The organism is Streptomyces sp. GbtcB6 (genome assembly GCF_019091475.1).
In the GTDB taxonomy this organism is placed as follows: domain Bacteria; phylum Actinomycetota; class Actinomycetes; order Streptomycetales; family Streptomycetaceae; genus Streptomyces; species Streptomyces hyaluromycini.
Window position 1 is genome coordinate 615,210 of the sequence record NZ_JAGXJL010000001.1, and the last position, 24,568, is coordinate 639,777.

The window sequence follows — 24,568 nt, forward strand, 5'->3', positions numbered from 1 at the left end:
TGGTCGCGCCCACGCGGCGGTAGCCGCATGTCGATACAGCCCCGCGCCCCTGGAGGGGCGCTCCAGTCCGGGCGATTCAAAAGCCGCTCACCCTCAACGTGACGTTCAGACGACCGGTCAGGCCCAGCTCCTGGGGCGCCGTGCCCGGGTGCACCCTCGGTACCCCGTGATAGGCGAGCCGCGACTCGCCCCCGAACACGAACAGGTCACCCGACCGCAGCTCCACGTCCGTGTACGGCCTGGTCCTGCTCTCCGTGTTGCCGAAGCGGAACACACACGCGTCTCCCAGGCTCAGCGACACCACGGGCGCGTCCGACCTCTCGTCGGCGTCACGGTGCATGCCCATCCGAGCGTCGGCGTCGTAGAAATTGATCAGTGCGATGTCGTACGACAATCCGCCGGCCGCCGCCGGGCCCAGTGTGTCGGCCACCGCGCGGCGGCCCAGTTCGCCGAGCCACGCCGGGAACGGCTTCACGGGGCTGCCGTCGCCGTCGACGACCGTGTCGGCGTAGGCGTACGGGTACCAGTGCCGGCCCAGGCAGACCTGGCGGGCGGTCATCGTGCCGCCCCCGGGCGTGCGGACCGTGCGCAGGCCCGCCGGGGGCCGGGCCCAGTCGCGGCAGGCGGTGAGCAGCGCGCGCTGGCGGTCCGTGTCCAGCCAGTCGGGGACGTGCACGGCGCCCGGCGCGATGCGGGCGCGCGCCCTCGGGAACAGCTCATCCTCCATGCCCCCATCCTGCCCGACCGGGCCTGAGCTGCGGTTCGGCTAGCCTGGACGCACGATGAGCGACCGTATGACGACTGCCTGGGGCGAGTTCGAGCTGTCCCGCTTCCCGGAGGATCCGCGCGACCGGCTGCGTGCCTGGGACGCCTCCGACGCGTACCTGCTGCGGTATCTCGACCGGGAGCGGATCGGGCTCTCCGGCACGGTCGTGGTGCTCGGCGACCGCTGGGGGGCGCTGGTCACGGCGCTGGCCGAGCACCGGCCGGTGCAGATCACCGACTCGTACCTGAGCCAGGAGGCGACTCGCGTGAACCTGGCGCGCGCGGGTGTCGAGCCGGGCGCGGTGCAGTTGCTGACCACCCAGGATCCGCCGCCGGAGCGGGTGGACGTGCTGCTGGTAAGGGTACCCAAGAGCCTTGCGCTCCTTGAGGACCAGCTGCTGCGGCTGGCGCCCGCCGTGCACGCGGGCACGGTCGTGATCGGCACCGGCATGGTCAAGGAGATCCATACCTCGACGCTCCGGCTGTTCGAGCGGATCATCGGGCCGACCCGGACCTCGCCGGCCGAGCAGAAGGCCCGGCTGATCCACTGCACGCCGGATCCGGCTCTTGCGCGCCCGGAGAATCCGTGGCCGTACAGCTACGCGCTCCCCGACGGCATCGGCGCGGTCTCCGGGCGTACGGTCGTCAACCACGCGGGGGTCTTCTGCGCCGACCGGCTCGACATCGGTACGCGGTTCTTCCTGGCGCATCTGCCCGAGGGGGGCCGGCGGATCGTGGACCTGGGGTGCGGGAACGGGGTCGTGGGTACCGCGGTGGCGCTGGCCGATCCGACGGCCGAGGTGCTGTTCGTGGACGAGTCGTTCCAGGCGGTCGCCTCGGCGGAGGCCACCTACAAGGCCAACGGGGTTCCCGGGCATGCCGAGTTCCGGGTCGGGGACGGGCTGGCCGGGGTCGCGGCCGGGAGCGTGGACGTGGTGCTGAACAACCCGCCGTTCCACTCCCACCAGGCGACCACCGACGCGACGGCGTGGCGGATGTTCAGCGGGGCGAAGCGGGCGCTGCGGCCTGGCGGCGAGCTGTGGGTGATCGGCAACCGGCACCTGGGCTACCACGTGACGCTGCGCCGCCTGTTCGGCAACAGTCAACTGGTCGCGAGCGACCCGAAGTTCGTGGTGCTGAAGGCGGTCAAGCGCGGGTAGTCCGGCCGGCCAGCACGCCGATGATCCTGGTCACCTCCCGGGCCATCGCCTCCCGGCCGGCACCGAGGTAGGTGCGGGAGTCGACGACCTCGGGACGGTCCGCGAGGAAACGGCGGACGGACGCGGTCATCGCCATGTTGAGCGCCGTGCCGACGTTGACCTTGGCGATGCCGCCGGCGACCGCGGCGACCAGGCCCTCGTCGGGGACCCCGGAGGAGCCGTGCAGGACGAGCGGGACCGGCACGGCGGCCGAGAGGCGTTCGAGCAGGTCGTGGTCGAGGGCGGCGGTGCGGGTGGTCATGGCGTGCGCGCTGCCGATCGCCACGGCCAGCGCGTCGACACCGGTGCGGGCGACGAAGTCCCGCGCCTCGACGGGGTCGGTACGCGCCCCGGGTGCGTGCGCGTCCAGTGCAGGCCGGCCGTCCTTGCCGCCTACCTCACCCAACTCCGCCTCGATCCAGAGACCTTGGGCGTGTGCCCAGTCGACGGCGGCTGCGGTCGTGGCAAGGTTCTCGGCGTACGGCAGCCGGGACGCGTCGTACATCACCGAGCTGAACCCGGCGCCGGGGGCCTGCCGGAGCAGGTCGTCGCTCAGGACGTGGTCGAGGTGCAACGCGACGGGCACCTGGGCGCGTTTGGCGGCCACGGTGGCGGCGCGGGCCAGCGGGAGGAGCCGTCCGTGGCGGAACTTGACGGCGTTCTCGCTGACTTGGAGCACGACGGGCGAACCGGCGGCCTCGGCGCCGGCGATGACGGCCTCCACGTGTTCCAGGCCGATGACGTTGAACGCGGCGACGGCGGACCGGACTTCGACGGCCCGGGTCAGCAGTGCGCCGGTGGCTGCGAGGGGCACGCTCACTCCTCGCCGGACGGGGTGAGGATCACCGAGCGGGTGAGATGGCGCGGCCGGTCGGGGTCGAGGCCCCGGGCGGCGGCGACGGCGACCGCGAGACGCTGGGCGCGGACGAGTTCGGCGAGCGGGTCGAGGGTGCCCTGGATCCACAATCCCCCGGTGGCGCCGACCTGTTCGGCGAGTCCGGCAGGGGCCGGGCCGAACATCCAGGTGGCCGTGGCGCGGGTGGTGATGCTGATCGGGCCGTGCCGGTACTCCATCGCCGGGTAGGCCTCGGTCCAGGACAGCGAGGCCTCGCGCATCTTGAGTCCGGCCTCGCTCGCGAGTCCGACGGTCCAGCCGCGCCCGAGGAAGGTGAACTGGGCGCACTCGACCAGCCCCGGTGGCAGGGGAGTCGACAGTGCGGTGCGGGCGTCGGCGACCACGGCGTCGGTGTGCAGGCCGAGGTGGGCGCGGAGCAGGGTGAGCGCACTGGTCGCGAACCGGGTCTGGACGACGGAGCGTTCGTCGGCGAAGTCCAGGACGACGAGGTCGTCGGCGGCCTCCGACACCGGGGTGCCGGGGTCGGCGGTGACCGCTGCGGTGCGCACCCGCCCCTTCAACTCGCCCAGCAGGTCCAGCACTTCGGTGGTGGTGCCGGAGCGGGTGAGGGCAATTACCCGGTCGTACGACCGCCCGTGCGGGAACTCCGAGGCGGCGAAGGCGTCCGTCTCCCCGTGCCCCGCGGACTCGCGCAGTACGGCAGCGGCCTGGGCCATGAAGTACGAGGTGCCACAGCCGACGATCGCCACCCGCGCTCCCGGCGCCGGGAGCGCGTGCGCTTGGCGGGTGGCCTCGGTGGCGGCTCGTATCCAGCAGTCGGGCTGGCTGCTCAGCTCTTCGGTGATATGTGACATACCACTGTCCCTCCCCTGGGATGCGCACCGTGATTGTTCTTGCAAGATAGGACCAGATTTCAATCACAATCAAGCACCCCACCCAAAGTCAGGTGCGCTAGGGTCACCGGAAGATCGAGGAACGGAGGCGGCGGATGTCGCGCGACGCCCGCTGGAAGGCACTGCTCGAGCTGCTGGTCGAGCGCGGCCGCCTTGAGGTCGAGGAGGCGGCGGCCGAGCTGGCGGTCTCGGCGGCCACCATCCGCCGGGACCTCGACCAGCTCGCCGAGCAGCAGATGCTGGTGCGCACCCGGGGCGGGGCGGTGGTCCACGGGGTGTCGTACGAGCTGCCGTTGCGCTACAAGACGGCCCGGCAGGCCTCGGAGAAGCAGCGGATCGCCAAGGCGGTGGCGGATCTGGTCGCGCCGGGCGAGGCGGTGGGGCTGACGGGCGGCACGACCACCACGGAGGTGGCCCGCGCCCTGGCGGTGCGGGGCGACCTGGCCACCGGTGCGCCGGCGCTGACGATCGTCACGAACGCGCTCAACATCGCCAACGAGCTCGCGGTGCGGCCCCAGTTCAAGATCGTGGTGACGGGCGGGGTCGCGCGGCCCCAGTCGTACGAGCTCATCGGGCCGCTCGCGGACGGGGTGCTGAGTCAGATCACCCTTGATGTGGCGGTGCTCGGGGTGGTCGGCTTCGACGTCACGCACGGGGCGGCCGCCCACGACGAGGCCGAGGCCGCGGTCAACCGGCTGCTGTGCGAGCGCGCGGCCCGCGTGATCGTCGCCGCCGACTCCAGCAAGCTGGGCGGGCGGGCGTTCGCCCGGATCTGCGCGGCGGAACTGGTGGACACGCTGGTCACGGACACGGCGGCGGAGCCGGAGGAGGTGCGCCGGTTCGAGGAGGCGGGGATCCGGGTCGTGACCGTGTGACGCGGTGCACCCCGGTCACTCGGCTCCTTGTCACATCCCGCTGGTGTCCGCGCTGACGAATCCCGCGCCCCGCTGGTCGTTGCAGCCGAACACGGGCCGGTCGGCCGGGTCGGGCCAGCTCTGGTGGGCCTGGAGGGCGACGCTCACCAGGGTGAGCAGCAGGTCGACGTCGCTCGCGGCGTCGAGGCGTATGGTCACCCACTGCGAGCCCGGGACGATCCGGATCGCCCCCGTGCTCTTGAGGTCCTTGGCGAAGTGCCGGATGGCGTGGGCGGTCAGACGCAGGTCCACATCGCGGTCGGAGTGGAAGTGCGCGACCTCGCCCTCCGCCGAACTCACGGCCTGGCCCAGACCGCAGCTCGGTACGGCCTGGGTCAGGTCGGGCCAGGTCGCCAGTTGCGCCAGAGCGCGCGAGGCCAACGTCATGGGCCCATCATGGCCCGCTCACTCTCCGGTAACCAACCAGCGAGCAGTTATTAACCGAGCTGTTGCCGGACTCTGTACGAACACATACGCCTGGGACGAGTGAATATCCGCAGGATTTCAGTGATTCGAGGGACGTAAGGTACCTCTCGGGTGTTCGGTACGATCGTGGTGGACGTCACGTTCTACGCAGGTCCGGCACCTGCCCTACGCGCGTCTGACAGCCGTCGCCGCGAACGCGTCGGCAGCGGCGAGGTCGAAGTCGCCGTGATCGCTGCCGAGGCCCTGGGCGACCAGTGCCGCCACGGCGTTGCCGAGGACGGCGGAGTCGTGCGGGGTGCGGCCCAGCCCGATGCCGTAGACGAATCCGGCCGAGAAGGCGTCGCCGCAGCCGGTGGTGTCCACGACGTCGATCTCGAAGGCGGGCACCGGCTCGGCGCCCTCCGCGGTGACCAGCAGCGCGCCGTCGCCGCCCCGGGTGACCGCGACCAGCCCGGCGCCGGCACCGACCAGCTTCTTCGCGCCGGCCACCAGGTCGTCCTCGCCGGAGAAGCCCAGTACCTGGTCGTCGTTGGGGAGGAGGTGGTCGACGTACGGCAGCGCCGCCGCGATCTGCTCGAAGCTGCCGAGCACTCCGGGCGCGAGCAGGTCCACGGAGGTCGTCACGCCGTGCTCCTTGGCGAAGTGCAGGATGCGCGCGGCGACGTCGACTCCGATCAACTCCGGTCCGCCGAGATGGAGATGAGTGGCTTCGGCGAGAGCGTCCCAGGGCACGTCGTCGACGCCGTAGGTGATGTTGGCGCCGAGCAGGTGCAGGGACGGCCGGTCGCCGTTGGGTCGAATGGGCAGCACGCTCGCCGAGGTGGCGGTGTCGGCACGACGGACGAGGAAGCCGGTGTCGATCCCGGCCTTGCCGAGCAGCTGCACCAGCATGTCACCGGTCGCGTCGGCGCCGATGGCCCCGGCGCTCCGCACGGTGGCGCCGAGCTTGGCGAGGCTGAGCGCGGTCCCGCCGGCGGTCCCGGCCGCGGTCATCCTGATGTCCTCGACCAGGGTGGCGCCCTGGCCCTCGGGTATCGCGTCCACCGGCCGGACCAGCACGTCCAGCACATGCACGCCCATCGTGACCACTCTCATGGCTTGCCCTCCTGCAGGGTTCGGGTGGTGCCGTAGTTCCGGGCGATCGCGGCCTCGATCACCGCGAGTTGCTGCCGCTCGTCCAGGACGCGGGGCGTCCCCAGGGCAGCCGCGTGCTGGTAGACACCGCAGGCCCATTCAAGCAACAGGGCGTTCTCGACGGCCTTGTCGAGGGTCGGGCCGACGGTGACCGAGCCGTGGTTGGCCAGCAGGGCGGCGCTGCGGCCGTCGAGCGCGGCGAGCACCGACTCGGCGAGTTCCGGGGTGCCGAAGGTGGCGTACGGCGCCACCCGCACGGTGCCGCCGAGGGCGAGCAACTGGTAGTGGATGCAGGGCAGTTCGTCGAGGACGCAGGAGAGCGCGGTGGCCATCGGGGCATGCGTGTGGACGACCGCGCCGGCACCGTAGCGCCGGTAGACCCCGAGGTGCAGGTCGAGTTCGGAGGTCGGCTGCAGGGTGCCGGCGACGACCTTGCCGTCCAGGTCGACCACCGTCACCTGTCCCGCGGTGAGCTGGGCGAGCACCGCGCCGGTGGCGGTGACCGCGACCCGGTCCCCCACCCGCACGCTGACGTTTCCCGCCGTACCGATGAGCAGGCCCGCAGCTCCCAGCCGACGGCAGACGTCCGCCACCGCGGCCCGTTCCTGAACCAGCGCGGAGCTTGAGTCCGTCATGGCCGCGACGCTAACGTAAACCTGAAACAAAGTCACGTTCAGATTCAGGAGCCGCGGGTGACCGAGCCGACCGCCGAGGAGACCGGGGCCGTGCTGCGCCGGACTCCCCAACAGGCCCGCAGCAAAGCCCGGTTGGCGCGGGTGCTGAAGGCGGCGGAGCGCGTGCTGATCGCCGAGGGCGTGCCGGCCCTCACCACCACCAGGGTCGCGGCGGAGGCCGGGGTGTCGGTCGGCTCGCTGTACCAGTACCTGCCCGACCGGGACGCGATCATCGACGCGCTGGCGGCGACGTACTTCTCCCAGCTCGAAGCGGTGATGGAGGAGTTCGTGCGCAGCGCGGCGACCGAACGCTGGTCCGACCCGGTCGGCGTGCTGATCGACACCTACGCCGGGCTCTACCGCTCCGAACAGGGCTTCCGGGCCCTGTGGTTCGGCAGCGGTCTGACCGACCGGACCCGGGCGGCGGACCGGGAGCACAAGCGCCGGATGGCCGACGGGGTACGCCGGGTGCTGCTCGCGCTCGGCATCGCCGACGACACGGAGGGGCTCGGCCGGGCCTGCCATGCCGCCGTCCTCGCCGCCGACGCGCTCGCCCAGGAGGCCTTCCGCCGCGACGCCGAGGGCGACACGGCCCTCCTCGACGAGGCGAAGGTCATGCTGCGCGGCTACCTCGCGGCGGTCGCCTCCCGCAGGGCCGGTTCGGCGCCGCCCGGTGTGTAGACCGCGATGACGCGCAGCTGCCGCCGGCCGGAGTTGAAGGTGGCGTGCGGCGTTCCCCTGGACACGTAGACGAAGTCCCCCGCCGCCACCGGGAACTCCCCCGAGTCGCCGACGGTCTGGACGCCCTCGCCGTCGATGAGGTAGAGCATCTCGTCGGAGTCCGGGTGAGTGTGCAGGTCGTGCCCCTTGGCGGGATCGATGATCTCCTCGCCCGCGGTGTGGGGCGCCCCGGGGAACAGCTCGGCACTCACTCCCCCCACTTGATGCTTCCCCAGTCGAAGACCTCGGTCGGCAGTTCGGACGGCCCGGTGCGGATCCTCGCCTCGACGTACTGTGCGTCCGCGGGTTCCGCGACGGGGCCGCCGTGGCACAGCACGAGGATGTCCGGGTCGACCGCGACCGCGGCATCCCACTGCTGGTCTTGGGGGCTGTCTGCCGCCGGCGGAAACTCACGTGGCCTCAACGCATCATCCCGCTAGAGTCGGGCGGTGTCCGAGCTGAAGCGGCTGCATGCTGGCCATGCCCCGGCGGTCCTGGCCTTCGAGCTGGCGAACCGCGCCTACTTCGCTGCCTCGGTCTCCGACCGCGGTGACGAGTTCTTCGACCAGTTCGCCGACCTGTACGGCGCCTTGCTGGCTGAGCAAGAGGCCGGCACCGGCGCCTTCTACGTGCTCGTTGCCGAGGATGGCTCGGTTCTGGGCCGGTTCAACCTGTACCGCATCCGGGACGGCACTGCTGAGCTCGGTTACCGGGTCGCACGGCACGTCGCCGGCCGCGGCGTGGCGACCGCGGCCGTCCGGGAGCTGTGCCGGCTGGCGGTGGTGCGGCACGGGCTGCGCACACTGCGGGCGGCCACCTCCCGTAACAATGCCGCGTCCCAGAGGGTGCTGAGCAAGGCAGGGTTCGTCCCGGTCGGCCCGGCTGACCCGGCCGACCTCGGCGGTAAGCCGGGCACCTGGTATCAGCACGACCTGGTGCTCCAGCCGTAGACCGTGATCTTGTGGGTGGACCGGCTGCGGGCACCGCTGATCATCGGTGTGTGGAGACTGAAGACCATGCGGTGACCGCGGGTCACAGCGCAGACCCTGCCCGTTGCCTGCTCGGCTGAAGTCGCCACCGGCGTGGGGAAGTTCCACGCGGATGCCCCGGCCGCGAAGGTGCCGAAGCAGGCCTGGCAGAAGCTGTCGGCCGGGGCCGGTGGCTCACCTGCAACGAGATCCAACGCCTGTTCACCACCTTGGTCGTCCGGCGCAAGCACGATGCAGCCCACCGGCTCCGCTGGTCCGCCCGGCGACGCCGTCACCAGGCCCGAGCCCAGGCCGGCCATGACCGCCGGCAAGCCACGAACCAGACATGAAGATCACGACCTACGGCTGGAGTACCAGCTGGGCGGCCGTACGTTCAACGTATCGGGTCGATCGGAGTGAACCTCCCGACCGCCGACTCGATCGCCTTTGCGGCCTCGAGAAGGACGCGTTCCTGAAACTTGCCGCCAAGGAGCTGGACCCCGGCCGGAAGGCCGTCGACGACGCCCGTCGGGACCGCGGCCGCGGGAAGACCCAGGACAGGCACCGCCATCTGGGCGTACTGCGCCTGGACCAGCTGGCGCATGCGGTCCACCGAGTGCGTGTCGGCATCCTGCTCGAACGGGGGCTCGGTCGACGAGGGAAGGAGCAGGATCGGGTAACGCTCCAGGAACGCCTGTAGTTCGGCGATCAGAACGCCTCGGCGGGTCCATCCCTGGATGTAGGCCGGCAGATCCGGTGACGTCCCCCACCACTCGCTCGCGACCTCGAAGTAGTGACGCGCAGCCGCGCGCAGCCCGTCGTCCCCCAGACTCTGCACGACCGGCCACAGCACCCGAAAGTCCTCCAGGACCAGGAGATACCACAGTCGGTACGCCTCCTCCAGCTGCGGGACATCGACTTCCTCCACCACATACCCGGCCTCCTCCAGTGCCCGTGCCGCCCGGGCGATCGCCCCTGCCTGCGACGCCGACAGACCGCCCGGCGCCCCGGACGTGGCGATCCCGACCCGCGGCAGCACCTCACCGGGGCGCGCGAGCCGCACGCTCAGCGACACGGGATCGCGTGGATCGAAGCCGGTCAGGGCGTCCAGCGCCAGAGCGACGTCGTCGACGGACCGGGCCAGCGGCCCCTGGACCGCCATCATCTGCACGGTCGGGCCACTGCCCCCTTCCCGTCCGGCACCGGCGACGGCCTGCGGAATCACCCCCGGCGTGGGTCTCAGCCCGACCACCCCGCACGCGAAGGCCGGATACCGCACCGAGCCACCGATGTCCCCGCCCAGCGCGATCTGGACCAGGCCGCTGGCGACGGCCGAGGCCGCGCCGCCGCTGGATCCGCCCGGCGTGTGCGCGGCACTCCACGGGTTCAGCGTGCTGCCGTGGAGGTCGTTGTTCGAGAACCAGCGAAACGAGAACGCCGGACAGTTGCTCCGGCCCACGAACGTCGCCCCCGCCCGCCGAAGCAGCGCCACACCGGGGCTGTCCTCGTCGGCGATGTTCTGCGCGAGGGCGACCACTCCGTCGGTGGTCGCATGCCCCGCCTGGTCGGTGTTCACCTTCACCGACGTCGGCACCCCTTCGAGAATCCCGATCTCCTCGCCCCTGGCGATCCGGGCGTCCGAGGCACGGGCCATGTCCCGCGCCTCGTCGAAACTCGTCTCGATCAGGGCGTTCACGGAAGGATTTACCTGCTCTACGCGGCCGATCGTCGATTCCAGTACCTCCTGCGCGGAGACCTCACGCTTCCGGATCGCCGCGGCGACCTCGACCGCGGACCATCGCCAGAAATCACCGTCAGCTGATGCTTCGACATTCACTGTCGCTCCTTGGATCGAAGGTGTTTTCCTGCGGAAGCCCGCCGACGGACCAGATCCTCGATGGGCACATCGGGATCGGCGAGTCGGGTCGGGTCGACGGGGATGTGCTGATCGATCAGACGACGCGCGAACCGGACCGTTCGGGGGTCATTGATCGCGGCGACACCGACACACCTGGCGCCGTCCAGGGCGAAAACGCTGAACGACATGTCGGACACACCCCGACGGATGTGCAGGGCATCCGGGTCCATGCGCCCGGCAACTTCGACGCGCTGTCCGTAGCGATCCGACCAGAACCACGGTGCACGGCTCACCGACGCCGGCAGGTCGAGCCGCATGATGTCGTGGGCAGCGATGATCCCGTCCGTCTGAGCGGCTTCCCAGTGCTCGGCGGACGCCTGCGGAAGGCCGTCGGCGTCCGCCACCCGGCAGACGTCGCCGACCGCCCAGACTCCTGCCGCGCTGGTTCTCCGCCGAACGTCGACCAATACGCCGTCCCGTACGTCGATCCCGGCCCGCCGGGCCAACTGATCGCCCACGACCAGTCCCACACCGGCAAGCACCACGTCGGCGACCAGGGAAGTCCCGTCGGAGAGGTGCACGACATAGCCCTGCGACCGCGCGACGATGCTCTCGACCCCGGCTCTCACGGCACGGACACCGTGACGCCCGTGTTCCGCGTGAGCCCGTCCTGCCACCACCGGCCCCCAGGCGCGTTCCATCGGAACGTCGACCGGTTCCACCAGGGTGACGTCGCATCCGAGCGACTCGGCGGAAGACGCCAGCTCGGCCCCGATCAGACCGCCTCCCACGACCACGACGGCCGCACCGGGAACGAGCAGCCCACGAATGCGTTCGGCATCCGCCAGGGTGCGAACCGTCCGTGCGTGTCCGCCGCCAGGCACAGGAAGGGTGCGCGCGGTGCCCCCGGTGGCGAGCACCAGCGCGGGGGCGTTGAGAGTGGAACCGTCGGCCAGGTGCACCGCCGCACTCTGGGGATCGACCGAGACCACTTCCGCGGAGCGCAGAACGGTGATGTCGTGATCGACGAACCACTGCGGTGACTGCAGGGTCAGATCCTGGGCGGAGAGCCTTCCGAGAAGGAACTCCTTGGTCAGCGGCGGGCGGTCATGAACGGTGGGTTCGCGCTCGATCAGCGTCACAGCTCCGGTGAACCCGATGGAGCGCAGGGTCGCGCAGACGGTGAATCCCGCTGTCCCACCGCCGATGACCACGACCGCGTCGGGCAGGCCGTCAGCCCGGTATGCCTCCCAGTGTTCAGGCATTCGATCTCCAAAGACGTTCTGGGAACGCGCGATCAGGTCGGGGCGCCTGGAGTGAAGCGTCTGAGCAGCGACCGCGCTCACCACGATCACGGCCGGCACCGCGATGGCCGAGTACAGCCCGGGAGCTTCCGGGAGCGGCACGTACAGGTAGTAGAGCGGGAACACGAACAGCACGATCGCGACCACGGGGACGACGAGATGAAGGCCCCTGCTGAACTCCGCACGCCGCGACCGGAAGTACCGGATCACGCTGCAGCAGACCAGGATGTACAGGACAACATAGGAGATGGTGAGAGCGGTACCGAAGGCTGCGAATGCGACGAGGGGCTGGTAGGCCCTTCCCACGGCGAGTCCCACCGCAGCCGCGCAGCCGACCGAAGCGAGCATCGCCGTGTCGGGCGTTCCCGCCCGGCCGGACACCCGGGCCAGGGGCTTCGGGAGCATTCGGCCCCGGGCCATGGTGAACAGGACTCGCGTGGTGCCCACCACCGCCGCGTTGCTGACGGCCAACGTGGAATTGAGGAGCGCCAGGAAGACCAGGAGCGTTCCGAAGCTGCCGACGTCCGTGTGCGCGAGGTCGGCCCACGGATCCGGACTCGCCGTGACACTGTCCACGAATCCGTGGACACCGAACCCGGAGACGAGGGCGTACGAGCAGAGCATGAAGAATCCGCCGACCACCAGGGCCGCCGTCCAGGAGGCCTTTGCAACGGTGCGCCGCGGGTCGGCCGCCTCTTCGCCGAGGGCGGCGGACGACTCGAACCCGATGAACGCGAACACCGCGAAGACGACGCCGATCAACAGCGAGCGGATCTCTCCGTCCGCCGAGTTCCTGGGAGTGAAGGCGCCGAGTCCCGCACCTCCATGGGATCTGACGATGACGACCGTTGCCAGAGCCGCGAAGATGACCATTTCGAGAAGGCCGAGGACGACGCCCGCGTAGGTGGAGATCCTCACGCCTTTCAGGTTCATCAGGATCAGGACCATCAGGTCGATGAGGAACCAGATCTCCCAGCCCCAGTCGACGTCGAAGTAGTGGCCGACGGCATTCTGGGTGACGACGGCGAACAGGATCGCCGCCCCTGGTACCCACAGCGCCGTGAAGATCGTGAGAAGCCAGCCGGCGACGAAGCCCACTCGCTCGCCCATGCCGACAGAGACGAACGCGTAGATTCCTCCCGCCGAGGTGACGTGTTTCGCCAACTGTCCGATGCAGATGCCGACGAGAACACAGGTCACGGCAGCGAGACAGACTGCGAGCGGAAGTGCCGCACCGGCCGACGGGATGGCGATCCCCAGGGCGAATGCCACGGCAGCGGCCGGGCCCATGAACGCAATGCTCTGGAAGAGCACCGCCATGAGCCCGAGACCCTGGCTCTTGAGTGCGCCGCCGTCTGTGTCGGGTTCGCTCATCAGGGCTCCTCGTTTCACGGCGACACCGCCGATACCGTCGGTCGAGAATTGGAGGGACGATGTCCCTCGCCCTGTCGGCGGCGCAAGACGAAGGTTCCGGGGACCGGAAAATCGCCGATGTTCCGACGGACGGAAGGCGGCCCTTGCGGCCACCGGTGCCGCTCGCGCAGCGTGCCACCTGCGGCGGCGCCCATCGGCGCGCCTTCTTCACCATCGGCTCGCGCACCGAGGAGCGAACAGTGCACCACCTGCAGTTGTCCAGGACCGTGGACGCGAAGCCCATCACGGAATGGAAGTCCGTGGCCGTGGAGCTCTTGGGGACACAGACCCGCATCGTGCGGGGGCCGAAGTATCGTCACCGGGTGATCGAGGCGGGTTCCTCCGGCGATGCGCTGGTCCTGATCCATGGGATCGGCGGTCATGCCGAGACCTTCGCGCGGAACCTCCATAACCTCGTCGGCGCCGGCTTTCACGTATTCGCCGTCGACGCGCTTTTCCATGGCTACTCGTCGTGGGAGCCGTACGTCGACGACGGTCGCGCGGCACGCCAGGCCGAAGGCGTGGTCGACCTGCTCGACGGGCTGGGGATCGAACGCGCCCATGTCGAAGGCGAGTCCATGGGAGCCACGATCGCCTTCGAGTTCGGGATGAACCATCCCGAACGCGCCGGCAAGATCATCATGAACACGGGATTCGGCGATGTCGTGCTGACGAAGACCGACTTCGCCGAACAGCCCAACGGAGGAGTCATCGGAGAACTGTCCCGGCGCGCGCTGCTCGAACCCACCTTCAGGAATGTTCGCGCCCGCATGGAGTGGCTGGTCGCCTCGCCGGAACGCATGACCGACGAAATGGTGGAAATTCGCCGTCGGCTCTACTCCGACCCGGGAGTGTTCAATTCGATGAAGCGGGTGTTCCGGGTCGGTACCGACTGGGAGACCAAACCGCGCTGGACAGAGGAGCAGGTCCGGAATTTCACACCCGAAGCCCTCGTCTTCTGGACCGAGCACAACCCGGGCGAAGGTCCGGACTACGGCGAATACGTCGCGAGCCTCCTCCCTGATGCCGCGTATTACTGCATGGCGGATGCCGCACACTGGCCTCAGTGGGAGCGCCCCGAGGAGCACGACCAAGTTCTCATCGACTTCATCGCCGGCAGCTGAAGAAACCTCACTCAGGAGAACCCATGAGCGACCGGGTCACAGCATCGTCTTTCAGCAGCCGTTCAGCCGCGGAGTCCCTCGAGGCGATTCGCAAGGACCTCGAGACCGGTGAGATCGACACCATCCTGGTGGGCGGAGCGGACTCGAACGGCGCGTTCCGGGCCAAGCGTCTTCCCGTGTCGCGGTTCGCCCGTGACCCGAGCGACGCTCAGCATTTCTCGGACCTCGTGTTCGCACTCGACCACATGGACGCGATCATCGCGCCTCCCCCGGACTATCCCGGTTGGTTCCCCAACTGGTCCGACGGTTTCGGTGACATCAACGCCGTTCCCGATCTCACGACGTATCGCCGCGTGCCGTGGCTCGAACGCACGGCGCTCGTGCTGGCCGACTTCGAGCATCTCGACGGACGAGCGGTGCAGGAGTCACCGCGGGCGGTGCTGCGAACCGTCGTCGACAGACTCGCCGGCCTGGGCTATACGGCCATGACGTCCCCCGAGCTCGAGTTCGTGGTCCTGCGCGGTCGCCCCGACGAGCTCGCGGAGAGCGATTTCCGGGATCTGACGCCACTCGGTTCCAGCGCGATCGCCTATGGCGCACAACGTGCGACGGACGACGAGCGGGTGATCGGTCCGATCCGGCAGGCACTCGAAGGGCTCGGCGTCGAGATCGAGGCGTCCAACGCCGAGGCGGGGCTGGGCCAGTACGAACTCAATCTTCCACCGCACCCGGGACTTCATTCCGGGGACCAGGCGTTCCTGTTCAAGCACACCGTGCGCGAAGTCGCCGACCTCCACGGATACACGGCCACGTTCATGGCCCGACCCATCGCCGAGGGATTCGGCAGCAGCTGCCATGTCCATCAGTCGCTCTGGACGGCCGACGGCGAGAACGCCTTCTCCGACACCACCGACCCCGACCTGCTGTCGAACGTCGGCCGGCACTTCATCGCCGGTCAACTGGCGACGCTACGTGAGTTCGCCGCCCTGTTCGCCCCGACGATAAACTCGTACAAGCGCTACCTGCCCGAGTCGGCGGCGGGGACCACCCGCACCTGGGCCTTCCAGGCGAAGACCGTGGGGGTCAGGGTCTGTACGGACAGCCCCAACAGCACCCGGGTCGAGCACCGTGCGCCCGGTGCGGACGCCAACCCCTACCTCGTCCTCGCGGCCACACTGGCCGGCGGGATCTGGGGTATCGAGAACGAGTTGGACCCGGGCCCGCCCTACCGGGGAAACGCCTACACCGATCCGACCGTCGAACAGATCCCCGCGACGCTCGGCGAAGCCGTCGAATTGTTCGAGCAGAGCGAGGCCGCCAACGCCGTATTCGGAGAAGACGTCGTACGGTTCATCGGCGCTCTCCGCCGTCACGAGGTCGCCCAGTACGGCCAGTCAGTGACCGACTGGGAGATTCGGCGCTATCTCACCCGCGTGTGACGCAGGAAGACCGGGCCTCGCCGTCGAGACTGTGTCAGCCGTTGTCAGAACGGTCGATGGCGAGGAAACGGTGCAGGTTCCGTCCGGTCTCGGCGATGTGACGTTCCATGAGATCCTGGGCGGCCTCCGGATCACCGCTGCTGATGGCCCCCGCGATGGCGACGTGGTCCTCGCTGCTCGCCTCCAGCGCGGCCCGACTGGTGAAGGACGTCGACGCCGGCACGAACAGCTCCGCCCTCGCCGACTCGGCGCACTCGAACAGCCGCGGGTTCTCGGCGAGTCGCAGGATGAACTGATGAAACGCGATGTCGGCCCGACGATGCGCGATCTGGTCATCGGGAGAAGGGGTCTCACGCGCCAGTCGGACAAGGTCCGCCTTACCCGCGGCCGTGGCACGGATTGCGGCGCGGGCCGCGGCGGCGCCTTCGAGAATCGCCCGCAGTTCGAGGATCTCGTCCAGTTCATCGGGATTCTCCCGAAACCGCTTCGCCCAGCGCTCCGCGGGCTCGGCCAGCCCGGAGATGAACGTGCCCCCGGCTGCTCCCCGTCGGACCTCGGTGTACCCCTCGTCGCGTAGTTGCGCCAGCGCCTGCCGCAGTGTCAGGCGGGCGACGCCCAGCGATACGCACAGCTCCCGTTCAGCCGGCATGCGGTCGCCGGAGTGAAGCTCACCGCGGTGGATCAGGTCGCGAATTCTGGCGGCGACGGTCGATGCGACAGACCGCTCGCCGCTCGCGAACGACGTGAATTCGGGCCCCGGGAACCGGCCTTCGTCCGAATCGGCCACGGTCACCCCGTCCCCGGTGACGGTCGAGGAGTTGTCACGGGACGACAGTACGGCACAACGCCCCTGCCGCAGCGTGCGCCTTGACGCCACATAGAGCGGAGCACCTCCGTCCGGCTGCTGGGTCACGGTTCCTGCGGAACAGCGACCAAGATCATACCGTCCTCGACCTTGACCGCGTAGGTCTGGAGATCATCGGTCGCCGGAAGAGTCAGCGCTTCTCCGGTCTTCACCGAGAACTCTGCCATGTGGGCGACGCACTCCACTCGGCCGTCCGGCTCGACATATCCCTCCGAGAGGGAAGACTCACCGTGCGTACACGTATCAGAAACGGCGTAGAGCTCACCGTCGATATCGAATACGGCGACCGGAGGGGTTGTCGCAGCCTTCACCGCGCACAATGCGCCGAGCGCCGACCGAGGGCATACCGGCACCCAGGCGACCGGGGCGTCCCTGTGCATCAGGATCCCTCCGTCGAGAGGATTGTGTAATGACCCCAGGTGCTCTCCTTCGTGTACTGCGACTCCAGATGGGGCTGGTGTATCTCCCGGGCCCCGTAGCCGTACTCAAAGGTGAATCCCGACGGCGTCAGCGCGTAGAACGAGAACATGTGATCGTTGCTGTGCCGGCCAAGGCCGCTCTGGGCCTGATGGCGAGCGCGCAGCACGTCGAACGCCCTGCCCACCGCGTCCAGGTCCGAGACCTGGAGCATCAGGTGCTGCAAGCGACGCCGCCCCGAGCCCTGGACCAGGGCGAGACTGTGGTGGCGCGGATTGCAGCGCGCGAAAACCACCGGCGTCCCGTCGAGGATCATGGTGTCGCTGATGTCGAATCCGAGCGCGCGATAGAACTCGAAGTTCTTGTCGATGGAGTCCGAGTAGAAGACCGCATGCCCGAGCCCGAGGTTTCCGGTCTCGAAGGTCGCTCCCGTCGGGGAGTTGAATCGTTCTCCCTCCACCGCACCATAGAAGATCTCCGTACGAATTCCGTGCGGGTCGAGCACCCAGAACCCTGCCGCCACACCGCGAGCAACGAGCTCGTCGGTGGTCAGCCACGTCACACGCTCCTGCCCTACGAGGGACTCGGCGTGTTTCAGAGCGACAGGCCCTGCGACCTCCCAGCCGACGAAGGAGATGTCGTCGGCCGGCCCTGTCGTGAGGAGGAATCGGGTATGGGCGCTGTCGACTCGGACGCGCAGGACGTCCTCATTCTCGCGCACGGTCAGGGCACCGAAGCCCTCGGTGAGGAACGTCTCCCAGGCAGCCGGATCCGAGACCTCGAGTCCGACGTACCCGAGCGCTTGCACAGTCATGTCATGACGCCTTTCGATCAGAAGAAATGGCTCAGGTTGTTGGCGAGCAGAACCGTCTGGTCGAGAAGGATGTGGCGGCGTGCGATCCGAAGAGTTCCGTCCTTCTGGCGGCGCACGAGATCCTCCCGGCTTCCCGCGAAGGTGTCGGAGTAGGTCTCACCCCTCGTCCGGTAGATCCAGAAGTGCGCGTGCGCGACGCACTCGTCGTCGTCCTCCGTCGTGAACACACGAAGGTTCCCGATGATGTGCCGGGTCCGCGACGGCGGGGTCTCGGACCATGACCGCCCTGTCGCCAGTTTCCGCACCCGTTGGCGGAGCTGGTCGAACGACTCGTCGAAGTAGGCGGACCCCGTTTCTCCCTCGAACTCGCGGTCCATCTCGCGGGGAAATCGCGCGGTGCGCACAGGCATCCAGTAGTGGAGATCTTCGTCGAAGAGGGTGATCCACTCGTCGAAGCGGCGCTCATCCATGAGGGCGGCCTCGTCGAACAGGAATTGGGACACCTCGTGATAGAGGTCGATGCCCACACGCCGACCGGCAAGCCCCATCAGACTCTTCATCGGCTAACGGCTTTCGCTGGTCATGAGTTCGAGCCAGTACCGGTAGAATCCGCGTGCGGCCTCCTCGCTGAACACGTTGGCGATGCGACCCGGAAGATCGTCACGCCGCGACGAATGACCGACTCCCATCGTCACGTTGAGCGCTGTCTTCCGCGCTTGGTGCCCTCGCAACACCAGTTGGATCTCCGACCAGTTCTCGCCGTCGTCCTGCTCGAAGATGCCGGCGGGGCTGAAGGTGCGCAGCGCCCCGACGCGCCAGCCGTCCTTGGCTTCTTCCGGGGCGTCGGCATCGACCAGCGTCCAGGCCCAGACCTCGATCTCGTTCGGCCCCCGCGGATGCCAGACACGGATGGTGTTCGTCCCGATGAGGAAGGAGAAATTCGGGAACACGGTGTTGTGGCCCCGGACACGCTTCGTCCGTAGTTCACCGATGCGCTCGATCGACCTGGATTCGCTCTCGGCCAGGTAGTTCAGTGTCGCTTCACCCGGTTCGGCGAAATCCGGCTGCTCATCGAGGTAGAATCCCGCGCCGTGCCCGTGCCGTCCGCTGAACTGCGCCCCGGGAGCGGCGGTGTTGAGCTTGACATCCCGCATCGAGGCGCCTTCGGGAAGCTGGGCGATGAGGGCCGAGATGTGACTGTTCTCCGCGTGGTACGTGTCGCTGGCGAACTGCTCGCTCGCGAACTTCCAGTTGCACTGGATCGTCCAGCGGGTCGGCGTACCGATGACCTCGCTGCGCTCCCATCGGTCGGCCAGGGAGTCCAGGTACCACGCCATGTCATCGAGATACGACTCGAAACTCTCGGCGTCCGGGTCCCAGTTGGCGAACAGCAGTCCCCGGTAGTTGGCCAGCCCGGGAACACGACGCGCCCCCCACTGGCTTTTGTCCAGCTCATCGAGATAGCCGTCCCTCTCATGAGGAACTGACGCGAGGTTCCCCCGCGTGTCGTACGTCCACCCGTGATACGTGCAGGTGAAGCTCCGCGCATTGCCCGCGTCGGCACGGCACAGGCGCATTCCGCGGTGCCGGCACTGGTTGAGGAACGCCGCTATCGCACCGTCCTTCTGTCGAACGACGACCACTTGGTCCTCGCCCATGTAGGCGGTGACGTAATCCCCGGGCTTCGGAATCGTCGACTCGTGCGTCAGGAAGAGCCAGCAACGGCCGAAGACACGTTCCAGTTCGAGTTCGTAGATGTCCGGGGCCGTGAAGATCGACGCACTGATCTCACCCCGCTCGGGATCGACCAACTCGGTCAAGTTCATGGCGCGCTCCTCCTTTTTCGTCGGCCGGCCGATCCTCGCATCGCCGCCGCGGGAACCAGCAAGGCCGAGATTCCGGTCCGCCGAACGATTGATCGATCTCCGGACCGCATGCCTTCCCCGTTGTAACGGGCCACACCATGACCTATGGTTCAGGAACCATACCAATGGGAGGTCGCAGTGATCCAGAGCGGTCCAGCACACGACGAGCACGCGGCCAGCTCAGTCGCCAAGGCCGGAGCGATCTTCCGCGCCTTCAGCACGGCCGGCGGTTCGGCGTCCTTGACGCAGATCGCCGTGTTGACCGGCACACCGAAATCGACGACGCACCGGCTGCTCGCCGAGCTGATCGAGTGCGGCGTCATCGAGCGGGACGGACGTGCTTACCAGCTGTCCGTCGCGACCCTGGACCTCGCGGCGGTCGCCCGGGGCGGCAGGTTGCGCGACCTGCAGGTGGCCGTCAAGCCCTTCATGGCGGAGGTGTACGCGCGTACCCGTGAGACGGTCCACCTCGCGATCCTCGACCACAGCGAGGTGCTCTACCTGGACCGGATTCCCTCGGCCGGCAGCATGAGCAGACTTCCGACCTCGTACGGCGCCCGGCTGCCGGCCCACTGCACGGCGATCGGGAAGGCGATGCTCGCCGAACTCGGCGCCGCGAATCTCCGCGGCCTCGCCCATCAGCCGTTGCCGAGATTGACGAAGTTCTCGGCAGCCACCCCGAAGAGCCTGCTCGACGATCTTGAACTGACGGTCGATCGGGGCTACGCCGTCTCGGACCAGGAAGCGGCACTCGGTCTGACCTGCCTGGGCATACCGATCCGGAACATGGGCGGTGACGTCGTGGCAGCCATCTCGATCTCCGCACCCAGCAACAGATTCCGGGAGCGCACCTTCTCCACGATCCTCGGACAGCTCAAGTCCGATATGACCTCCGCGGTCGGTTGGGGCTCGGCGGTCGCACCAGCGACGTAGCACACCGCCACGCAGAGGAGTTCGATCACACAAAGGAGTTCGATGAGCATCTCCCCCCTTATCGGCATAACAAGCAGGCGTATCTCCGGCAAGCGGGTCACCGGCCTGCCGACTTCCATCCAGGCGTTCGATGTCGAACTCGTCGATGAGAACGTCGCCCGGCAGGTCGCGGCATTCGGTGGCACACCGGTCATTCTGAGCCGGCACTCGGCTCCGGCGAATATCGTCCCCAAACTGGATGGACTCGTGATGAGCGGGGGCGAGGACGTCGTTCCCGCGAACTACGGCCAGGAGCCGAGTCCGCACCTGCTCGCCACGGACGCGAGCAGGGACGACTTCGAGATCCGCCTGGTGAAGGCGGCGATCACGCAGTCGCTTCCGTTGCTGGGGATCTGTCGTGGACTCCAGGTCATCAACGTGGCCCTCGGCGGATCACTCACCCAGCATCTGGATCCTCAACTGGGCTTCCACCACAGCCTCTTCGACTTCGCGGGCGACGAGCGCACGCAGGACGTGACCATTGATCCGGCCAGCCTTCTCGCGCGCCTGCTGGGCACGGAGCTGACCGTCAACAGCTACCACCACCAGGCTGTCGCAGATCCCGGCGCGGGAGTCCACGTGGTGGCTCGCGCGACCGACGGAGTCGTCGAAGCGTTCGAGGTCGTCGGAGAGAAGGTCCTGGGTGTCCAGTGGCACCCCGAGTTCTTCCGCGAGCCCGACCCGGTCGTCGGCTGGCTCGTCTCACAGGCTCGCGCCCGCGCGACAGTATGACGCTCCCTCAGTCCCAAGGGCCACGCGGTGCCGGAACGAGTGCGTCGAGGGCCTTGAGCTGCTCGGGGTCGAGGCGAACCGCGACCGCCCCCAGCAACGGCACCAGCTCATCGGCCGACTCGGGCCCGACGATCGCGGACGCCAGCCCGTCCCGTGAAAGGAGCCAGGCGACAGCCAGCGCGGGCGGAGCGATCTCCCACTGCTCGGCGAGTTCCTCGAAACGGGCGGCGAACGCCAGTTCCTCCGCGGTGAACCCGCGGCCTCCCCACCGTGCCTGTCCCGCGACGGCGCGAACGCCGGCACCGCCCGCCAGCAGACCGCCGGCGAGAGGACTGAACGCAGTCGTGGAGACGCCGAGACTTCGACCGGCGGGCATGACTTCGGCCTCCACCCCTCGCTTGGCGAGGCTGTACAGCACCTGATGACAGACCGGCCGCCGTGCCCCCAGCCGATCCGCGGTGAGCACAGCCTCCGTCAACTGCCAACCGGAGTAGGTGGACAGGGCGTAGTAGCAGATCTTCCCTGCCCGGATCAGGTCCTCGAAAGTGCCGATGGTGTCCGCGACATCCGTGTCGGGATCCGGATGATGGGCGTAGTAGATGTCGATGTAATCGGTGTCCAGGCGGCGCAGACTGCGCTCCACAAGCCTGGTGATGTGCGCACGGCTCAGGCCCCCGCCGGCGAACGACCCGTCGTTCGGACCGGGCCCGATCGGCTCCGAGACCTTGGTCGCGAGCACGACCTGGTCACGCTTTCCGGCGATGGCCCGCCCCACGAGTTCCTCCGCCGACGCCCGTTCCTCGGCGGGCGGCGCTCCCCGGCGATCGAACCGCGGCTGATTGCCATAGGAGTTGGCCGTGTCGATGAAGTTGATGCCCTGGTCGAGCGCGAAGTCCACGACCCGCCGGGTGTCGTCCTCAGCGGGCGAGACACCGAATGTCGCGGTGCCCAATGCCAGCCTTGAGACCCGGAGCCCGCTGGAACCAAGCAGTGCGTATTCCATATCCGTCCCTCTTCCTCATCGGACCCCCTTCCTCACGCGCGCCGGCACGCGGATGGGTACGAACCCAACGTTAGGTGGCTTGGCCGCAGGGAACAGCAGGCTCGTTCCGCGGGGTGGCACCGAAGTCGCTGCGGAGCGATCGCTGGAGGACATGGCAGCAGTCGAGTCTGCCGTAGCCTCACAGCCGTCTGCGGGACCCGGAGCTGACCGGCATGCCCGAACCGGCGCTGGACGTTGCGCGGCAACGGAGAAGAGCGAATCCGGCTCTGCCGTGCATCTGTTTCGGGAGGGTGAGGCCGGCATCGACGGCCGGGCGGTCGGGCGGTCGGGTTCAAGGCCGTTGGCGAAGGCGTGCAGGTACGCCTGGTTCCCTCGCCTGGAGCCTGCCGGAAGTGGTACCGCGCCCAGGCCCAGAATTCAGCCGCTCACTAGGATTCCACCATGATCCAGGACGGTGAATCGATGCGCGGCGGCCTGTCGACGGTGCGCCGTGAGGGCGAGACCATCCTCAGGCCCTGGCGCGTGTGGACCCCCGCGGTGCGGGAACTACTGCGCCACCTGGAGCAGGTGGGATTCACCGGCGTGCCGCGCGCCCTGGGTGACGGTCCCGTGGACGGCCACGAGGTGGTGTCGCTGCTGCGCGGCGAAGTCGGGCTGTACCCGTGGCCACGGGCGCTCCTCGCGGACGAGGGCGTCACCGCGCTCGGGCGGTGGCTGCGCGACTACCACGAGGCCGTACGCGACTTCCGGCCCTCGTCGCAGGCCCTCTGGTGCGACCCGGACGCCCGCTGGCGTCCCGGGCTGATCATGCGCCACGGCGACCTCACGAGCTGGAACTCGGTCTGGGCGGACGACCGGCTGGTGGGCGTCATTGACTGGGACCTGGCCATCCCCGGTGAGGCATTGGACGACCTCGCACAACTGGCCTGGTACAGCGTTCCTTTGCGGCTTCCTGACCGTCAGCGCAGGGTCGGCTACGGCGCGGGCGGCGCGCCGTTGGCGCGACGGCTGCGGCTGCTCTGCGAAGCCTACGGCGCGGACCCAGCCAACGTGCTGGACGCGCTGGCGCGGCTGCAATACGACGAGACCGAGCGGATAGCGCGCCTGGGCCCGCTCGGCGCGGACCCCTGGGCGGCATTCCTGCGGCAGGATTTCATCCCGGACATCGAGGAGGAGCGCGCGTGGGCGCTGGCCCGACGCGCGGAACTCCTCGGCCACGGTTGACGCGACCTCGCCGGACGCGGGCGCGTGCCGAACCGCTGACACTTGCGAGTTGGCGCGTGACAGCGGATGAGGTGTGATGGCCCGCTCGAGGATCACTGTTCGGGCCTGTGCGGCACGGTCGGAGGCACTCCTGCTGAAGGTCCGCAATGCAAAACAAAAAGCCGAACTGGAAGTCTCCCGACTGGAGACCCAGATTGCATCAGACGAAGGAGGCGTAGGCGTTCACTGTGTTCCGGACAGGACGGACAAGACGAAGACCAGATGCTTCAGCATCGGCAGAGTCCCCTGACAGCTGCTGAATCTCGCCCGACGCTGCCCCGCGACTCGGAGACTCGAGCAGCCCATCGCCTTCCCGGAGACCTGCCCGCGCTGCGGACGGCGCTCCGAGGCGTACAGCCCGAGCGCCGCCGACGACATCGCGGACGCCTCGCTCACCACTCCGGCCCTCCTTGCCGGCCGTAGGCGTCTGAGCCCTTACGTGCGCCGCAGGGGCGCCTGCGGCGCACGGGCACCTATCTCACATCCCTTGTGTCTGCCGCCCCTCGAGTTCCCGCCTGGCGGCAAACGCCTTCGCCAGCACCTTGGTTCGGTAGGGATTCTCGGCGCCCAGGGCCGACGCCACCGCGACCGCCTCGTCCAACAGCGCCAGCCGCTGCTCGGGCAGCTCCCGCACCAGCGACGACGCGCTGGCCTCCACCAGAACGTACGCCAGCTTCGACCCGTACACCTCCGGCTCGACCTGCGCCAGCAGGCGGTAGATCCGCAACCCCTCGGCGCCGCGCACTACCCGCTGATTGGCACTGAGCAACTGAACCCTCGCCCGCATGACCATGTCCTGATCCATCGATCCCCCTCCGTTCCCTCACCCCCACCTGCACCCGTCCCACGACGAGACAGCACGACGAACGCGTCGACACCCGAGAACGGATGCCGACACGGACGTCGGAGAGTGGATGACGACGAGTCTGCGGGCAGGCCACCACCCCGGA

Annotated in this window: 26 protein-coding genes and 1 pseudogene; 10 read left to right on the forward strand and 17 right to left on the reverse strand. The window is 68.7% G+C overall.

What is annotated here, in order from left to right; genetic code table 11:
* Window positions 1-76 precede the first annotated feature (76 nt).
* On the reverse strand, window positions 77-727 hold the full coding sequence (locus KVT45_RS02805; RefSeq protein WP_217544814.1) for an alpha-ketoglutarate-dependent dioxygenase AlkB: 651 nt from the start codon (window positions 725-727) through the stop codon (window positions 77-79).
* A gap of 67 nt (window positions 728-794) precedes the next feature.
* Between KVT45_RS02805 and KVT45_RS02810 the strand changes: the two genes are divergently transcribed.
* Window positions 795-1,925 carry a methyltransferase gene (locus KVT45_RS02810; RefSeq protein WP_217544815.1) on the forward strand — a complete coding sequence of 377 codons (1,131 nt, stop codon included), beginning with the start codon at window positions 795-797 and terminating at the stop codon, window positions 1,923-1,925.
* Here the strand turns inward: KVT45_RS02810 and KVT45_RS02815 are convergent.
* Both KVT45_RS02815 and KVT45_RS02820 read right to left on the reverse strand, forming a co-directional pair.
* Window positions 1,912-2,778 (reverse strand): class II fructose-bisphosphate aldolase, encoded by an 867-nt coding sequence (locus KVT45_RS02815; protein WP_217544816.1) that lies wholly within the window; start codon window positions 2,776-2,778, stop codon window positions 1,912-1,914. The two genes, KVT45_RS02810 and KVT45_RS02815, sit on opposite strands and share 14 nt — an antisense overlap.
* 2 nt (window positions 2,779-2,780) lie before the next feature.
* Window positions 2,781-3,674 (reverse strand): SIS domain-containing protein, encoded by an 894-nt coding sequence (locus KVT45_RS02820; RefSeq protein WP_217544817.1) that lies wholly within the window; start codon window positions 3,672-3,674, stop codon window positions 2,781-2,783.
* Between the two features lie 134 nt (window positions 3,675-3,808).
* On the opposite strand from KVT45_RS02820, the gene KVT45_RS02825 reads away from it, so the two are divergent.
* Window positions 3,809-4,588, forward strand: coding sequence for a DeoR/GlpR family DNA-binding transcription regulator (locus tag KVT45_RS02825; protein ID WP_217544818.1), 780 nt, complete (start codon window positions 3,809-3,811; stop codon window positions 4,586-4,588).
* Between the two features lie 30 nt (window positions 4,589-4,618).
* Here KVT45_RS02825 and KVT45_RS02830 read toward each other — a convergent pair whose 3' ends face one another.
* The 3 genes from KVT45_RS02830 to KVT45_RS02840 all read right to left on the reverse strand — a co-directional run bounded on the left by KVT45_RS02830 (window position 4,619) and on the right by KVT45_RS02840 (window position 6,822).
* Window positions 4,619-5,014 (reverse strand): luciferase family protein, encoded by a 396-nt coding sequence (locus tag KVT45_RS02830; protein WP_217544819.1) that lies wholly within the window; start codon window positions 5,012-5,014, stop codon window positions 4,619-4,621.
* A 204-nt stretch (window positions 5,015-5,218) separates the two neighbouring features.
* Window positions 5,219-6,148, reverse strand: a complete 930-nt coding sequence (locus KVT45_RS02835; protein ID WP_217544820.1) for a carbohydrate kinase family protein — start codon at window positions 6,146-6,148, stop codon at window positions 5,219-5,221.
* Window positions 6,145-6,822: a class II aldolase/adducin family protein gene (locus KVT45_RS02840; protein WP_217544821.1), complete on the reverse strand. Its 678-nt coding sequence runs from the start codon at window positions 6,820-6,822 to the stop codon at window positions 6,145-6,147. The genes KVT45_RS02835 and KVT45_RS02840 overlap by 4 nt, the downstream gene beginning before the upstream one ends.
* Before the next feature lie 57 nt (window positions 6,823-6,879).
* Between KVT45_RS02840 and KVT45_RS02845 the strand changes: the two genes are divergently transcribed.
* Window positions 6,880-7,542, forward strand: a complete 663-nt coding sequence (locus KVT45_RS02845; RefSeq protein WP_217544822.1) for a TetR/AcrR family transcriptional regulator — start codon at window positions 6,880-6,882, stop codon at window positions 7,540-7,542.
* Here KVT45_RS02845 and KVT45_RS02850 read toward each other — a convergent pair.
* Window positions 7,488-7,793: a cupin domain-containing protein gene (locus KVT45_RS02850; RefSeq protein ID WP_217544823.1), complete on the reverse strand. Its 306-nt coding sequence runs from the start codon at window positions 7,791-7,793 to the stop codon at window positions 7,488-7,490. The genes KVT45_RS02845 and KVT45_RS02850 overlap by 55 nt on opposite strands.
* Window positions 7,790-8,005, reverse strand: a complete 216-nt coding sequence (locus KVT45_RS56080; protein ID WP_254646149.1) for a phosphoenolpyruvate hydrolase family protein — start codon at window positions 8,003-8,005, stop codon at window positions 7,790-7,792. The genes KVT45_RS02850 and KVT45_RS56080 overlap by 4 nt, the downstream gene beginning before the upstream one ends.
* A 25-nt stretch (window positions 8,006-8,030) precedes the next feature.
* Between KVT45_RS56080 and KVT45_RS02860 the strand changes: the two genes are divergently transcribed.
* Window positions 8,031-8,531, forward strand: a complete 501-nt coding sequence (locus KVT45_RS02860; RefSeq protein ID WP_217544824.1) for a GNAT family N-acetyltransferase — start codon at window positions 8,031-8,033, stop codon at window positions 8,529-8,531.
* A 96-nt stretch (window positions 8,532-8,627) separates the two neighbouring features.
* Window positions 8,628-8,899: pseudogene (locus tag KVT45_RS02865) on the forward strand (hypothetical protein); the annotation flags it as partial.
* A gap of 44 nt (window positions 8,900-8,943) precedes the next feature.
* Here the strand turns inward: KVT45_RS02865 and KVT45_RS02870 are convergent.
* On the reverse strand, window positions 8,944-10,386 hold the full coding sequence (locus KVT45_RS02870; protein WP_217544825.1) for an amidase: 1,443 nt from the start codon (window positions 10,384-10,386) through the stop codon (window positions 8,944-8,946).
* Window positions 10,383-13,085, reverse strand: a complete 2,703-nt coding sequence (locus tag KVT45_RS02875) for an amino acid permease (RefSeq protein ID WP_217544826.1) — start codon at window positions 13,083-13,085, stop codon at window positions 10,383-10,385. Before KVT45_RS02875 ends, KVT45_RS02870 begins: the two co-directional genes overlap by 4 nt.
* Window positions 13,086-13,144: 59 nt before the next feature.
* On the opposite strand from KVT45_RS02875, the gene KVT45_RS02880 reads away from it, so the two are divergent.
* Window positions 13,145-14,248 carry an alpha/beta fold hydrolase gene (locus KVT45_RS02880; RefSeq protein WP_217544827.1) on the forward strand — a complete coding sequence of 368 codons (1,104 nt, stop codon included), beginning with the start codon at window positions 13,145-13,147 and terminating at the stop codon, window positions 14,246-14,248.
* Between the two features lie 23 nt (window positions 14,249-14,271).
* The gene (locus KVT45_RS02885) at window positions 14,272-15,687 is read left to right on the forward strand and encodes a glutamine synthetase family protein (protein WP_217544828.1); all 1,416 of its coding nucleotides are present in this window, start codon (window positions 14,272-14,274) and stop codon (window positions 15,685-15,687) included.
* 34 nt (window positions 15,688-15,721) lie between these two features.
* On the opposite strand, the gene KVT45_RS02890 is transcribed toward KVT45_RS02885, so the two are convergent.
* Genes KVT45_RS02890 through KVT45_RS02910 form a run of 5 tightly spaced genes read right to left on the reverse strand, consistent with a single transcriptional unit; the run spans window position 15,722 to window position 19,609 of the window.
* Entirely contained in the window at window positions 15,722-16,600 is an 879-nt protein-coding gene (locus KVT45_RS02890; RefSeq protein ID WP_217544829.1) for a FadR/GntR family transcriptional regulator, read from the reverse strand.
* Window positions 16,597-16,932, reverse strand: a complete 336-nt coding sequence (locus KVT45_RS02895; RefSeq protein WP_217544830.1) for a non-heme iron oxygenase ferredoxin subunit — start codon at window positions 16,930-16,932, stop codon at window positions 16,597-16,599. The genes KVT45_RS02890 and KVT45_RS02895 overlap by 4 nt, the downstream gene beginning before the upstream one ends.
* Window positions 16,932-17,783, reverse strand: a complete 852-nt coding sequence (locus tag KVT45_RS02900) for a VOC family protein (RefSeq protein WP_217544831.1) — start codon at window positions 17,781-17,783, stop codon at window positions 16,932-16,934. The genes KVT45_RS02895 and KVT45_RS02900 overlap by 1 nt, the downstream gene beginning before the upstream one ends.
* Before the next feature lie 17 nt (window positions 17,784-17,800).
* On the reverse strand, window positions 17,801-18,331 hold the full coding sequence (locus KVT45_RS02905) for a 3-phenylpropionate/cinnamic acid dioxygenase subunit beta (protein WP_254646150.1): 531 nt from the start codon (window positions 18,329-18,331) through the stop codon (window positions 17,801-17,803).
* 15 nt (window positions 18,332-18,346) lie between these two features.
* Window positions 18,347-19,609 carry an aromatic ring-hydroxylating dioxygenase subunit alpha gene (locus KVT45_RS02910; protein WP_217544833.1) on the reverse strand — a complete coding sequence of 421 codons (1,263 nt, stop codon included), beginning with the start codon at window positions 19,607-19,609 and terminating at the stop codon, window positions 18,347-18,349.
* 177 nt (window positions 19,610-19,786) lie between these two features.
* Here KVT45_RS02910 and KVT45_RS02915 point away from each other — a divergent pair, with 177 nt between their 5' ends.
* On the forward strand, window positions 19,787-20,581 hold the full coding sequence (locus KVT45_RS02915; RefSeq protein ID WP_217544834.1) for an IclR family transcriptional regulator: 795 nt from the start codon (window positions 19,787-19,789) through the stop codon (window positions 20,579-20,581).
* Window positions 20,582-20,623: 42 nt separating this feature from the next.
* Window positions 20,624-21,352 carry a gamma-glutamyl-gamma-aminobutyrate hydrolase family protein gene (locus KVT45_RS02920; RefSeq protein WP_217544835.1) on the forward strand — a complete coding sequence of 243 codons (729 nt, stop codon included), beginning with the start codon at window positions 20,624-20,626 and terminating at the stop codon, window positions 21,350-21,352.
* Between the two features lie 7 nt (window positions 21,353-21,359).
* Here KVT45_RS02920 and KVT45_RS02925 read toward each other — a convergent pair whose 3' ends face one another.
* Window positions 21,360-22,304, reverse strand: coding sequence for an aldo/keto reductase (locus tag KVT45_RS02925; protein WP_217544836.1), 945 nt, complete (start codon window positions 22,302-22,304; stop codon window positions 21,360-21,362).
* Between the two features lie 492 nt (window positions 22,305-22,796).
* Between KVT45_RS02925 and KVT45_RS02930 the strand changes: the two genes are divergently transcribed.
* Window positions 22,797-23,579 carry a phosphotransferase gene (locus KVT45_RS02930; protein WP_217544837.1) on the forward strand — a complete coding sequence of 261 codons (783 nt, stop codon included), beginning with the start codon at window positions 22,797-22,799 and terminating at the stop codon, window positions 23,577-23,579.
* A 517-nt stretch (window positions 23,580-24,096) separates the two neighbouring features.
* On the opposite strand, the gene KVT45_RS02935 is transcribed toward KVT45_RS02930, so the two are convergent.
* Window positions 24,097-24,423 carry a hypothetical protein gene (locus tag KVT45_RS02935; protein WP_217544838.1) on the reverse strand — a complete coding sequence of 109 codons (327 nt, stop codon included), beginning with the start codon at window positions 24,421-24,423 and terminating at the stop codon, window positions 24,097-24,099.
* Window positions 24,424-24,568 lie beyond the last annotated feature (145 nt).